The sequence below is a fragment of the Cloacibacterium sp. Arc13 genome, from assembly GCF_041431305.1.
Lineage (GTDB): Bacteria > Bacteroidota > Bacteroidia > Flavobacteriales > Weeksellaceae > Cloacibacterium > Cloacibacterium caeni_B.
The window spans coordinates 1-13,283 of the sequence record NZ_JASMRM010000006.1; the positions used below are offsets into that span (position 1 = coordinate 1).

The 13,283-nt window shown below is 33.0% G+C and carries 15 protein-coding genes and 1 pseudogene; 8 read left to right on the forward strand and 8 right to left on the reverse strand.

All coding sequences use genetic code 11. The features are described from left to right. Window positions 1-72 precede the first annotated feature (72 nt). The 8 genes and pseudogenes from QO190_RS06085 to trpA form a co-directional block, all read left to right on the forward strand. A pseudogene (locus tag QO190_RS06085) lies at window positions 73-465 on the forward strand (chorismate-binding protein); the annotation flags it as partial. Further along, on the forward strand, window positions 462-1,055 hold the full coding sequence (locus QO190_RS06090) for an aminodeoxychorismate/anthranilate synthase component II (RefSeq protein ID WP_371461507.1): 594 nt from the start codon (window positions 462-464) through the stop codon (window positions 1,053-1,055). The pseudogene QO190_RS06085 and the gene QO190_RS06090, both read left to right, overlap by 4 nt. Window positions 1,056-1,107: 52 nt before the next feature. Next, window positions 1,108-2,097: an anthranilate phosphoribosyltransferase gene (gene trpD / locus QO190_RS06095; RefSeq protein ID WP_371461509.1), complete on the forward strand. Its 990-nt coding sequence runs from the start codon at window positions 1,108-1,110 to the stop codon at window positions 2,095-2,097. 72 nt (window positions 2,098-2,169) lie between these two features. Beyond that, window positions 2,170-2,946 carry an indole-3-glycerol phosphate synthase TrpC gene (gene trpC / locus QO190_RS06100; RefSeq protein ID WP_371461511.1) on the forward strand — a complete coding sequence of 259 codons (777 nt, stop codon included), beginning with the start codon at window positions 2,170-2,172 and terminating at the stop codon, window positions 2,944-2,946. 16 nt (window positions 2,947-2,962) lie between these two features. Then, window positions 2,963-3,628 (forward strand): phosphoribosylanthranilate isomerase, encoded by a 666-nt coding sequence (locus QO190_RS06105; RefSeq protein ID WP_371461512.1) that lies wholly within the window; start codon window positions 2,963-2,965, stop codon window positions 3,626-3,628. Beyond that, window positions 3,625-4,812, forward strand: a complete 1,188-nt coding sequence (trpB, locus tag QO190_RS06110; RefSeq protein WP_371461513.1) for a tryptophan synthase subunit beta — start codon at window positions 3,625-3,627, stop codon at window positions 4,810-4,812. Before QO190_RS06105 ends, trpB begins: the two co-directional genes overlap by 4 nt. A gap of 150 nt (window positions 4,813-4,962) precedes the next feature. Beyond that, window positions 4,963-5,751, forward strand: coding sequence for a PhzF family phenazine biosynthesis protein (locus tag QO190_RS06115; RefSeq protein WP_371461515.1), 789 nt, complete (start codon window positions 4,963-4,965; stop codon window positions 5,749-5,751). A 12-nt stretch (window positions 5,752-5,763) separates the two neighbouring features. Then, window positions 5,764-6,495: a tryptophan synthase subunit alpha gene (trpA, locus tag QO190_RS06120; RefSeq protein ID WP_371461516.1), complete on the forward strand. Its 732-nt coding sequence runs from the start codon at window positions 5,764-5,766 to the stop codon at window positions 6,493-6,495. Window positions 6,496-6,522: 27 nt separating this feature from the next. Here trpA and QO190_RS06125 read toward each other — a convergent pair whose 3' ends face one another. The 8 genes from QO190_RS06125 to hisD form a co-directional block, all read right to left on the reverse strand. Next, window positions 6,523-6,966, reverse strand: coding sequence for a hypothetical protein (locus QO190_RS06125; RefSeq protein ID WP_371461517.1), 444 nt, complete (start codon window positions 6,964-6,966; stop codon window positions 6,523-6,525). A gap of 66 nt (window positions 6,967-7,032) precedes the next feature. Then, the gene (hisIE, locus tag QO190_RS06130; protein ID WP_371461519.1) at window positions 7,033-7,617 is read right to left on the reverse strand and encodes a bifunctional phosphoribosyl-AMP cyclohydrolase/phosphoribosyl-ATP diphosphatase HisIE; all 585 of its coding nucleotides are present in this window, start codon (window positions 7,615-7,617) and stop codon (window positions 7,033-7,035) included. Continuing rightward, complete coding sequence (gene hisF, locus QO190_RS06135) at window positions 7,614-8,366, reverse strand: imidazole glycerol phosphate synthase subunit HisF (protein ID WP_371461520.1); 753 nt, start codon at window positions 8,364-8,366, stop codon at window positions 7,614-7,616. The genes hisIE and hisF overlap by 4 nt, the downstream gene beginning before the upstream one ends. 3 nt (window positions 8,367-8,369) lie before the next feature. Further along, window positions 8,370-9,080: a 1-(5-phosphoribosyl)-5-[(5-phosphoribosylamino)methylideneamino]imidazole-4-carboxamide isomerase gene (gene hisA, locus QO190_RS06140; RefSeq protein WP_371461521.1), complete on the reverse strand. Its 711-nt coding sequence runs from the start codon at window positions 9,078-9,080 to the stop codon at window positions 8,370-8,372. Between the two features lie 67 nt (window positions 9,081-9,147). Continuing rightward, complete coding sequence (gene hisH / locus QO190_RS06145) at window positions 9,148-9,732, reverse strand: imidazole glycerol phosphate synthase subunit HisH (RefSeq protein ID WP_371461523.1); 585 nt, start codon at window positions 9,730-9,732, stop codon at window positions 9,148-9,150. Between the two features lie 79 nt (window positions 9,733-9,811). After that, a complete protein-coding gene (gene hisB, locus QO190_RS06150) occupies window positions 9,812-10,909 on the reverse strand; it encodes a bifunctional histidinol-phosphatase/imidazoleglycerol-phosphate dehydratase HisB (protein WP_371461524.1) in 1,098 nt (365 codons plus the stop codon). A gap of 1 nt (window position 10,910) precedes the next feature. Then, the gene (hisC, locus tag QO190_RS06155; protein ID WP_371461526.1) at window positions 10,911-11,939 is read right to left on the reverse strand and encodes a histidinol-phosphate transaminase; all 1,029 of its coding nucleotides are present in this window, start codon (window positions 11,937-11,939) and stop codon (window positions 10,911-10,913) included. Further along, on the reverse strand, window positions 11,929-13,221 hold the full coding sequence (gene hisD / locus QO190_RS06160) for a histidinol dehydrogenase (RefSeq protein WP_371461528.1): 1,293 nt from the start codon (window positions 13,219-13,221) through the stop codon (window positions 11,929-11,931). Before hisD ends, hisC begins: the two co-directional genes overlap by 11 nt. Window positions 13,222-13,283: the final 62 nt, after the last annotated feature.

Sequence of the window (13,283 nt, forward strand, 5' to 3'; positions counted from 1 at the left end):
TAAATGTAAAGCTAAATGTAAAATAGGTATTTAGGCTGTTTCTATTTTTAATAATTTTTATTTAGGACAGTATTGAAAGAAATTCAGTTATTTTCTCACGTAATTCACATGGTTTCAGAAGTGACCGCAGAATTAGACGAAACCACCAATCCATTTGAAATGATTGCGACTACTTTTCCGCAAGGAACATTGAGTGGCGCTCCAAAATATAAAGCTCTTGAACTCATTGATGCTTATGAAAAATCTTCTCGTGGTTATTATGGCGGTTGCATCGGTTTTGTAGGGTTTGACGGAAGTTGCAACCAAGCAATTATGATTAGAACATTTTTAAGCAAAAATAATACGCTTTTCTATCAAGCTGGCGCTGGAATTGTAGCCAAATCTTCCGCAGAAAATGAGTTGCAAGAAGTAAATAACAAACTGAATGCCTTGAAAATGGCAGTTAAAAAAGCAGAAAAATTATGAAAGTTTTAGTTTTCGATAATTACGATAGTTTCACCTACAATCTCGTTCAAATTGTAGAGAAGATTTTAGGCGAAAAAGTAGAGGTTTATAGAAATGATGAAATTCCTTTGGAAGACATCAATAAATATGATAAAATCATTCTTTCTCCAGGTCCTGGAATTCCCGAAGAAGCGGGAATTTTATTAGAAGTGATTAAAAAATATGCACCTACTAAATCAATTTTTGGTGTTTGTTTGGGACAACAAGCGATCGCAGAAGCTTTTGGCGGAAGTCTCATTAATCTTTCAGAAATTTATCACGGAGTTGCCACCGAAGCTAAACAAGTGAAACCTCACAAAATTCTAGAAAATTTACCCGAAGTTTTAGAAGTGGGACGTTATCATTCTTGGGCGGTAAATCCTGATGATTTCCCAGAGGAATTAGAAATTACCTCTGTAGATGATTCTGGAATGATTATGAGCCTAAAACACAAGGAATACGATGTTCACGCGGTTCAATATCATCCTGAAAGTATCTTAACTCCAAAAGGAAGACAAATTTTAGAGAATTTCTTAAAGTCGGAAGACGGAAGTCAGAAGTCACAAGAATAAGTATAACCCTAAGAGCTTCCGACTTCAGACATCTGACTTCGGACTACATATTATGAAACAAATATTACAATACCTTTTCAATCATCAAACTTTGACCAAAGCCGAAGCAAAAGCTATTATGATTGAAATTGCACAAAATAAATTCAATGAAACAGAAGTTTCGGCGTTTATAACGGTTTTTATGATGCGAAGCATTACGTTGGAAGAAATGCAAGGTTTCCGTGAGGCTTTGCTAGATTTGGCGGTGAAAGTAGATTTAGGAACGCACGATTTAGTAGATATTGTAGGAACTGGCGGTGATGGAAAAAACACCTTCAACATTTCTACTTTGGCAAGTTTCATCGTTGCAGGAACCGGACAAAAAGTAGCGAAACACGGCAATTACGGAGTTTCTGCGATTTCAGGTTCGTCTAATGTTTTAGAAGAATTGGGCTATCAATTCAAAAATAATCAAGAAGATTTAAAGAAAGATTTAGAAAAAGCCAATATTTGCTTTCTTCACGCTCCACTTTTTCATCCAGCGTTGAAATCGGTTGCACCTTTGAGAAAAGGTTTGGGATTAAGAACATTTTTTAATCTTTTAGGACCATTGGTAAATCCTGCAAAACCAAAATTTTCAATGATTGGCGTTTACAGTTTAGAAATTGCGAGATTGTATCAATATATTTTACAAAAAAACAACGAAGATTTCATGTTGGTTCACGCTTTAGATGGTTATGACGAGATTTCTTTGACAGGAGATAGTAAAATTTTCAACAAAAACGGTGAAGAAATTTTTTCAGCCGAAGAACTTGGATTTAAAAATATAGAAGCAGAAACCATTTTCGGTGGAAATACCAAAGAAGAAGCTGCCAAAATTTTCAGAAATATTTTAGAAGGAAAAGGAACGTATGAACAAAACGCTGTAGTTCTCTCCAATGCTGCAAAAGCACTTCAAAACACAGGAAAATACGAAAATTATGAAGCAAGTTTAGCTGCTGCAAAAGAGAGTTTAGAAAGCGGAAAAGCGCTAGAATGTTTGAATAAATTAATTATAAAATAAGTCTCGCGGATTATGCAGATTGTGTAGATAAAAAAATCTGTTTAATCTGTGAAATCAGCGAGAGAAAAAAACATGAATATATTAGATAAAATAATCGCTCGAAAAAGGGAAGAAATTGCTTTCTCTAAAAGTAAAATTTCTGTTGAAGAACTGAAAAATTCTGAATATTTTGGAAGAGAAACTTTTTCTTTGAAAGAATCGGTAAAATCCAGAAACGGAATTATTGCTGAATTCAAGAGACAATCGCCTTCAAAAGGAATCATCAATGATAAAGTTGCGCCTTTAGAAGTGGTAACGAAATATGAAGAATTCGGTGCAAGTGGAATTTCAATTCTCACGGATAAAGATTTTTTCGGAGGTAGTTTTGAAGATATTTTGAGCGTGAGAAATTCTGTGAATATTCCGATTTTAAGGAAAGATTTTATGGTAGATGAATACCAATTTTACGAAGCAAAATCTATCGGTGCAGATGTTGTTTTATTAATTGCAGCGTGTCTTTCGCCAACTCAAGTTCAAGAATTTACTGCTTTAGCTCACGAATTGAATTTGGAAGTTTTGTTAGAAATTCACACCGAAGAAGAATTAGAACATTTCAATTCTGAAATTGATTTGGTAGGAATTAACAACCGAAACTTAAAAGATTTCAAAGTAGATTTACAACATTCTGTCAATTTGAAAAACTTACTTCCAAAAGAAACTTTATCTGTTGCGGAAAGTGGCATTTATAATGTGGAAGACTTTAAATTTTTGAAAGAAAAAGGATTTGATGCTTTCTTGATGGGAGAATATTTTATGAAAAACGAAAATCCGGGCAACAAATTCAAAGAATTTGTTGATGTGATAATTTGATAATTTTAAAATTAAAATGAGCCAACAACCATCAACCAACAACTATCAACTAAAAGTTTGTGGACTAACAAAATTAGATCAAATTCAAGAATTAATTTCTATGAATATAGATTTTTTGGGATTTATTTTCTACGAAAAATCACCGAGGTATGTTTTACATCATTTGAATTTAAAAGAAATTGCGGAAATTCCGCATTTTGGAAAAGTAGGTGTTTTTGTAAATGAAACGGTTGAAAAAATTACAGAAATTTCAGAGAAATCAAATTTGAATTTTATTCAATTACACGGAGATGAAGAAGAAGAATTTGTAAAAAAGTTAAGGCTAAAGTTGAGGAAAAATATTAAAATAATAAAAGTAATTAGAATTGGGGATGATTTTGAAAAATTCAAAAACGAAATTTCAAAAATCTCAAATCTCAAATCTCAAATCTCAAATCTACTGTTTGACACCGATTCTAAAGCTTTCGGCGGAACTGGACAAACTTTTGATTGGCAAATTCTCAACGAAATAGAAATTCCAATTCCTTATTTTTTAAGTGGCGGAATTTCTCTAGAAAACATCCATCAACTAGCAACCATCAACCAACAACCTGCGGTTTTAGACATCAATTCAAAATTTGAGACAGAACCCGGAATTAAAAACCTAGAAAAAATAAAAACATTTAAATCATTACTGAAATGACAAGATATAGAAATCCCGACGAAAACGGATATTACGGAGAATTTGGAGGGGCATTTGTTCCAGAAATGCTCTATCCAAACGTGGAAGAACTTCAACAAAATTATATAGAAATTATAGAATCCGAAGAGTTTAAAAAAGAACTCAACGATTTATTGAAAGATTATGTAGGAAGAGCTACTCCACTATATTTTGCGAAAAATTTAAGCGAAAAATATGGCACAAACGTTTACCTAAAACGTGAAGATTTAAACCATACTGGTGCCCATAAAATCAATAACGCTCTCGGACAAGTTCTTCTCGCAAAAAAACTAGGAAAAAATAGAATTATTGCCGAAACAGGAGCTGGACAACACGGCGTAGCAACGGCTACAGCTTGCGCTTTGATGAATTTAGAATGCATCGTTTATATGGGCGAAGTAGATATTGCGAGACAAGCTCCTAATGTTGCTAGAATGAAAATGCTCGGTGCAAAAGTTGTTCCTGCCACTTCGGGTTCTAAAACATTAAAAGATGCTGTAAATGAAGCTTTAAGAGATTGGATTAACAATGCTACAACTACCCATTACATCATCGGAAGTGTAGTTGGTCCGCATCCTTTTCCTGATTTGGTGGCGAGATTTCAGAGTGTGATTTCTGAGGAAATTAAATGGCAATTGAAAGAGAAAATCGGAAAAGAAAATCCAGATTACGTTATCGCTTGTGTTGGTGGCGGAAGCAATGCTGCGGGAACTTTCTACCATTTTGTAGATGAACCGAGTGTGAAAATTATTGCCGCTGAAGCTGGTGGTTTTGGTGTAAATTCAGGAAAATCTGCAGCTACAACTTTCTTGGGAACAACAGGCGTTTTGCACGGTAGCAAAAGTATTGTGATGCAAACCAATGACGGACAAGTTATCGAACCACACTCTATTTCTGCGGGGTTAGATTATCCAGGAATTGGGCCTTTTCACGCGAATTTATTTAAAAATAATCGTGCAGAATTTTTCAGCATTAATGATGATGAAGCGCTAGAATCTGCTTTTGAACTCACTAGATTAGAAGGCATCATTCCCGCTTTGGAAAGTTCTCACGCTTTGCAAGTTTTAAAAAAGAAAAATTTCCAAAAAGACGATGTAGTGGTCATTTGTTTAAGCGGACGTGGCGATAAAGATATGGAAACTTACCTCAAAATAATTGATAAATAATATTTTTATAGCGCCAAATTCCGCCTTCCGCTCCCAATCTTTTTTTTCCAACGCTTTTGCCATTGAAAAAAAAGGATTTCCGCTCAAGTCGGGGCGCAACTCAGAAAAAATTAGAAATTTTTGTATAAAAATTAAACTCAAGTATTGATTATGAGCCAAAAAATATATCAAATAGACGCTTTTGCAGACACTTTATTTTCAGGAAATCCTGCTGCTGTTTGTCCGCTTGACAATTGGTTAGATGCAGATATAATGCAGAAAATCGCCGCCGAAAATAACTTGGCAGAAACTGCATTTACCGTTCCAGTAGAAAATGGCTATGAAATTCGTTGGTTTACGCCAGAAGTAGAAGTAGATTTATGCGGTCACGCTACTTTAGCTTCTGCTTACACATTAATGAATTTTGAAGGATTTTCGGGGGAAAAAATCAACTTCTTTTCTAGAAACAGCGGAACGCTAACTGTAACTAAAAACGGAGATTTTTTAACTTTAGATTTCCCAAAAGACAACTTACAAAAAGTGGAAGATTTAGCTATTTTCGAGAAATGTTTTGCGTATCAACCAATTGAAGCATATCAAGGAAAAACAGATTATCTGTTAATCTTTGAAAACGAACATCAAATTCAAAATATAGAACCCAACATTCCTGAAATTGCAAAAATTAATGCAAGAGGTATAATTGTAAGCTCGATTTCAGAAAATTTTGATTTTGTATCTAGATTTTTTGGTCCAAACTGCGGTGTAAACGAAGATCCTGTTACAGGTTCTGCTCATACTACTCTCACTCCTTTTTGGGCTGAAAAATTGGGAAAAAATAAACTTACTGCAAAACAAATTTCCAAACGTGGTGGCGTTTTAGAATGTGAACTCAAAAATGATAGAGTTCTCATCAGCGGAAAGTGCAAAACCTATTTAAAAGGCGAAATATTCATCAAATAAAAAGATATTAAAATGAAAAAATTAAATATATATTTTACTGCGGGAATTCCCACTCTGGAAGAAACTGCAGAAATTATGAAAACCATCCAAAATTCTGGCGCAGATATGATGGAAATCGGGATGCCTTATTCTGATCCTGTAGCAGATGGTCCAGTTATTCAAGATGCACACGAATTGGCTCTGTCTAACGGAATGACCATCGCTCAACTTTTTTCTCAACTGAAATCGGTAAAAGATGAAATCAAAATTCCTGTGATTTTAATGGGTTACATTAACCCTGTTTTAAGTTTTGGATTCGAAAAATTCTGTGAAGAATGTGCCAATTCTGGAGTTTCAGGATTAATTATTCCAGATTTACCTCCCATTGAATTTGAAAAGAATTACCAACCCATTTTAGAAAAATATGGATTGAATTTTACTTTTTTAGTCACTCCAGAAACTTCGGAAGAACGCATAAAATATTTAGATTCCTTGAGTTCAGGATTTCTATACGCTGTTTCTAGTTCATCTACCACAGGAAACGAAAATAAAGAAGTGAAAAATGATGAATACCTAAATAAATTGGCTTCCATCAACCTGAAAAATCCTGTAATGATTGGCTTCGGAATTAAAAATAAAACTGATTTTAAACAAGTTACAGAAAAATCACAAGGCGGAATTATAGGAACTGCATTTGTGAAAATTCTCTTAGAAAATAAAGATTGGAAAGAAAAAGCGGAAGCTTTCATCAAATCTATCAAATAAAAAAACAGAGCAAATTGCTCTGTTTTTTTATTTTTCAAGCAAGCTATTATACTTTTCTTGTAAAATTTTGAGTTCAACTTGATTCTCTTTCAATTTCTGTTGATTTTTATCTAATTCAACTACAATTTCTTGTAATTTTCGATTTACTTTTTCTTTCTCCGCATCATTTTTAGAAGACAATAGTAAGGATTGTAATTCCATTTTTTTCTGATTAAGCACTTTAAATTTAGAATCTAATCTCTCTTTTTTAAGAAAATTGAGTTCAAATTTTTCATCTAAATCTTTCATTTCGCTAGATTTACTTGCTTTAGCACTAGCTTCCATTTGACTCAAAGCTCTTTCTCTTTGATAATTTGAGACCTGACTATTATAAGTTTGTTGAGAAACTCTACTGTTGTTAATACTTTCTGCTGTTTGAGAGAAAATAGTAATTCCACATAATGAAAGCGCTAAAGTTAAATTTTTTACCATTATTAATTTTTTTAGTAAAGGTAAATATATTTCAACAGATTTTTTGTAAGAAAAGATATATTTTTATTAATGTCTTCCTCTCAAAACTTCTTCTATGTCTTGCAATTTGAAATTTTTTGCTTTTAGTAAAATTAAAAAGTGATACAATAAATCTGCTGCTTCGTTTTTGAACAAATCATCATTATTATCTTTCGCCTCAATAACCAATTCTACCGCTTCCTCTCCTACTTTTTGAGCTACTTTATTGATGCCTCTCTGATAGAGTTTTGAAGTATAAGAACCTTCTACATTTTCATCAATTCTTTGGTTGATAATCGATTCTAATTCATACAGAAAACCTTTGGTATCTTTTTCTCCAAAACAACTGAAATTACCAGTATGACAAACCACATTTGTAGGTTTTACTTTAATCAATAAAGTATCATCATCACAGTCTTTTTCGATGCTCTTTACATATAAATAATTTTCAGAAGATTCACCTTTTAACCAAATTCTATCTTTGGTTCTGCTAAAAAAGTGAACCTTCCCCGTTTCTTCTGTTAATTTTAGGGCTTCTTCATTCATAAAACCTAGCATTAACACTTGTAATGTGGTTTCGTCTTGTATAATTGCAGGAATTAAACCTCCTGATTTTTCGTAATCTAAATTCATCTTATAGCAATATTTTGTTGTTTTAAAACTTGTTTTAAGTCGTTTATTTTAATTTCTCCAAAGTGGAAAATACTTGCTGCTAAAGCTCCTGTAGCTTTGGTTTCATTAAAAACTTCTGTAAAATCTTCCATTTTTCCAGCGCCTCCAGAAGCGATAATGGGAATATTGACGATTTGTGAAATTTCATTGAGCAATCTCACATCGAAACCTTGTTTTGTTCCATCAAAATCCATGGAAGTCAACAGAATTTCTCCAGCTCCTAATTCTTCTACTTTTTTTGCCCAATCGTGTGTTTTATAGTCGGTTTTTATTCTTCCTCCGTTTACAAAAACATAATCTTCGTCTCCAAATTGTTTAGAATCTATCGCCACCACTACGCATTGACTCCCGAATTTATCTGCAAAAGTTTTAATTAAATTAGGATTTTTCACCGCCGAAGAATTGATGCTGATTTTATCTGCACCCGCTTTCAAAAGATTGTCAACATCAGAAATTTCAGAAATTCCGCCACCAACAGTAAACGGAATATTGATTTCCTCTGCAATTTTTTCCACCAATTGAACCAAAGTTTTTCGGTTTTCGTGAGTTGCGGTAATATCTAGAAAAACCATTTCATCTGCACCTTCGTCTACATATCTTTTTGCCAATTCCACAGGATTTCCTGCATCTATCAAGCCAACAAAATTAACGCCTTTTACGGTTCTTCCGTCTTTTATATCCAAACAAGGAATGATTCTTTTCTTAAGCATTTTTTAAATTTTTGAAAGTTGTTCTAAAGAAATTCGTCCTTCATAAATCGCTTTTCCAATGATGGTTCCAGCGCAACCAATTTCTTTCATTTTTTGCACATCTTCTATGTTCGAAATTCCACCACTTGCAATCAATTCAATCGTTGAATTTTCTATAATTTCTTGATACAATGCAGTGGACGGACCTTGCAACATTCCGTCTTTTGAAATATCGGTACAAACCACTTCTCTGAAGCCTTTTTTCTGATATTCTTTGATGAAATCTACCACATCTGTTTCAGAATTTTCTAACCAACCCGAAGTTTTTATTTTTCTATCCAAACAATCTGCCCCTAAAATCAATTTTTCAGTTCCAAATTTTTCTATCCAAGCCAAACACATTTCTGGATTTACGACAGCAATACTTCCTAAAGTTACCTTTTTTGCACCACTATCAAAAGCTATTTTCAAATCTTCTTCAGAACGAATTCCACCACCGAAATCGATAATAAGATTCGTGTTTTTAGCGATATTTTCAATTACTTTTTGATTGATGATTTTCTTGGCTTTTGCACCATCTAAATCTACCAAATGCAAATATTGAATCCCGAAATCTTCAAATTCTTTAGCTACTTCAACAGGATTTTCGTTGTATATTTTTTTGGTATCATAATCACCTTTCGAAAGTCTTACACACTTCCCATCGATGATGTCTATTGCAGGAATAATTCTCATGTTTTTTATTTATGAATTACGATGTTTGAATTACGATTTGATTTCTTTTAAATCCAAAATCGGAAATCTAAAATCTTAAATTTAAAAAATTTTCTAAAAGTTTAAAGCCAGCATCTCCAGATTTTTCTGGGTGAAATTGAGCTGCGTAGAAATTATCTTTTTCCAAAGTTGCACTGAAAGGCGTAATATAATCACAAACAGAACTTGTGTTTTTGCAAATCGTTGCATAAAAACTGTGAACGAAATAAAAATTATCCGTTTCCGAAATATTTTTTAACAATTTTCCTTTAATTTCAGAAACGTTATTCCAGCCCATGTGTGGAACAATGTCCGAATTGGGGAACAATTTTACTTCACAATCAAAAATCCCAAGTGCATTTGTATTGCCTTCTTCTGAAGAATTACACATCAACTGCATTCCGAGACAAATTCCCAAAACGGGTTGTTTCAAATTCGGAATTACTGCATCTAAACCTCTTTCTTGAAGTTTTTTCATCGCCGAAGAAGCTTCTCCCACTCCTGGAAAAATTACTTTTTCAGCATTTTTTATCGTTTCAATGTCGGAAGTAATTTCTGCATCAAAACCTAATTTTTTCAGGGCATTTTGAACAGATTTTACATTTCCTGCATCGTAGTCTATTATTGCTATCATTTTTTAATTGAAAGTTGAAGATTGAAAGTTGAAAATGATTTGTTGAAATTTTCAATTCTCAATTATACATTTTACATTATTATAAAGTTCCTTTTGTACTTGGAAGGTTAAAATTCTGGTCGGTTTGTGCCACTGCATTTCTTAGAACTTTCGCAAAAGCTTTGAAAATACTTTCGATTTTGTGGTGTTCATTTTCTCCTTCCACAGAAATATTCAGGTTACATTTTGCACTATCTGAAAACGATTTGAAGAAATGATAAAACATTTCTGTTGGCAGTTCTCCAATTTTTTCACGCTTAAATTCTGCATTCCAAACAATCCAAGGTCTTCCACCGAAATCAATCGCCACTTGTGCCAAACAATCATCCATTGGCAAAACGAAAGCATATCTTTCAATGCCTTTTTTGCTTCCTAAAGCTTGTAAAAAACAATCTCCCAAAACGATGGCAGTATCTTCAATCGTATGATGTTCATCTACTTCTAAATCGCCATTTACTTTTACAAATAAATCAAAATTTCCGTGTTTTGAAATTTGTTCTAACATATGATCAAAGAACTTCAAACCCGTATCAATACTAGATTTTCCGCTTCCATCAAGATTTAATTCTACCGAAATATCAGTTTCTTTGGTTGTTCTTTTTACTTTCGCTTTTCTTGGAATTTGTTTAAGATATTGATAGATTTCGTCCCAACTTTTTGTAGAAAAAGTAGCTTCATCATTGGTTTCATCTGAAATAAAAATAGATTTTGAACCAAGATTTTTCGCCAATTCTACATCGGTTTTTCTATCTCCAATCACAAAAGAATTTTCTAAATCGTAATTTCCGAAAATGTATTTTTGAAGCATTCCTGTTCTAGGTTTTCTGTTCGGAGAATTATCGTGCTCGAAACTTTCATCTATACAAACATCAGAGAAGAAAATCCCTTCATTTTCGAAAGCTTTCATCATTTTTTCTTGTGGTTTAATGAAATCTTCATACGGAAAGCTCTCCGTTCCCAAACCGTCTTGATTGGTCACCATTACCAATTCGTAATCCAATTCTTTGGCAATTTTGGATAAATTCTGAAAAACTCTTGGATAAAATTCCAGTTTTTCTAAAGAATCAACCTGAAAATCAATGGGTGGTTCTATAATTAAAGTTCCGTCTCTATCGATGAATAATACTTTTTTCTTCATTTTACTTTTTATAATTTTTCAAGGTTTCTATTAATTTTTGATTTTCTTCTTTTGAGCCTACGTTTATTCTCAACGCATTTTCAATTTGAGGATGTCTCAGACTGGTCAAAATATTCTGAGCGAGCAAAAATTCATATATTTCTATTGGATTTTCTACTTTGATTAAGAAAAAATTGGCTTCTGTAGGATAGATTTTCTTCACGAAATTCAATTGATTCAGTTGAACTTTTAGAAACTCTCTTTCTGCTAAAATTTGTTCCAGATTTTCTTTAAAAACTTTTTCATCATTAAGTTGTCTCAAAGCTATTTTTTGGCTTAAAGAATTCACGTTATAAGGACCTTTTATGGTATTCATCAAAGTAGCGATTTCTGTAGAAGCTGCTCCAATTCCAATTCTCAAACCTGCCATTCCATGAGCTTTAGAAAGAGTTTGCAATACTATAAGAGTTGGATATTTCTCTAACCAAGAAATTGCTGATTTTCTAGAAGAAAATTCTATATAAGCCTCATCTAAAACCACAATTCCCGAGAAATTTTCTATGAAAAACTCTAAATCTACCAATTCATTTCCTGTAGGATTGTTTGGCGAACAAAGAAATAAAACCTTCAAATTTTCATTCTGAATTTTTTGTAAAAAATCTTCTTTATCAATTTGAAAATTTTCATCTAATTCTAAAGCATTAACTTTATTATCATTGATTTTAGCATAAAAAGAATACATCACAAACGATGGATTCATGACCAAAATTTCATCTTTTTGGGGCTCGCAAAAAGCTTTGATAATCAAGTCTATCAATTCATCACTTCCATTCCCGATAAAGAGATTCTCTGTGCTGATATTTTTAAGTTCACTTAATTTTTCCTTCAGTTTTTTTTGTGTAGAATCTGGATAACGATTGAACTCACCGAAAGGATTCTCATTGGCTTCTAAAAAAACAGGCGCTTCAAAATTTTGACTATCACGAAGCGAAGTATAGGGTTTTAGATTTCTAAGATTTTCTCTTACTAAATTTTCTAGTTTAAATTCCATTTTCTAAATTTTTTAAGCGTAATGTAACTGCATTTTTATGTGCAAAAAGTCCTTCTTCTGCTGCCATTTTTTCAATCGTTTTCCCAAGGTTTTGAATTCCTTTTTCAGAAATTTTTTGAATGGTAATTTTCTTAACAAAACTGTCTAAAGAAACGCCACTGTAAGCTCTTGCATTACCATTGGTAGGCAAAGTGTGATTGGTTCCACTCGCGTAATCTCCTGCACTTTCTGGCGTATAATTGCCTAAGAAAATAGAACCTGCATTGGTAATTTCTGATAAAATATTTTCAGGATTTTCAATGGAAAGAATTAAGTGTTCTGGAGCATATTCATTGCTAAATTCAATACATTCTTCAATGGAATTTAAGAGGATGAAACTGCTGTTTTCCAAAGCTTTTTCGGCGATATCTTTTCTAGGTAAATCTTGTAATTGAGCTTCGGTTTCTTGTTTAACTTTTTCTAAAATTTCCTTAGAAATCGTCAAGAAAACCACCTGAGAATCTGCACCGTGCTCAGCCTGAGAAAGTAAATCTGCAGCTACAAAACTTGGATTAGCGGTTTCATCTGCAACTACTAAAACTTCACTCGGTCCAGCTGGCATATCAATAGCGATTCCTAATTTTTGAGCAAAAATCTTGGCTTCAGTAACAAATTGATTTCCTGGCCCGAAAATTTTATACACTTTTGGCACAATTTCCGTTCCTAAACTCATTGCAGCAATGGCTTGAGCTCCACCCACTTTAAAAATTTTAGAAACTCCGCAAAGATTTGCCACATATAAAATAATAGGATTAATTTTTCCATTTTTTTGAGGCGGAGAACACAAAATAATCTCTTTACAACCCGCAATTTGTGCTGGAACCGCTAACATTAAAACCGTAGAAAAAAGCGGCGCCGTTCCTCCTGGAATGTACAAGCCAACTTTATCAATCGCTCTACTTTCTCGCCAACAAACCACACCTTCAGTTGTTTCTATTTGTTGTGGGGTTTCTTTTTGAGATTGGTGAAATTTTTCAATATTGTTTTTTGCTTTATTGATGGCAATTTTAAGTTCTTCATCAACCAAATTGATGGCTTCTTCAACTTCTTGCTGAGAAACTTCAATGGTATCTAAAACTTGATTATCAAATTTTTCAGCGTAAAATTTCAAAGCATTATCGCCTTCATTTTCTACTTTTTCGAAAATTCCTTTGATAAGATTTTCGATATCATTTTTTTCAAAAACAGGTCTTTTGGTAAGACTACTGAATGTATTTTTAGGTGGGAATTCTATTATGTTCATAATTCGTTTGTAAAGTTGTGAAGTTGTAAAATCGTAAAAATCTGAAGTTGTACAGTCGTTGA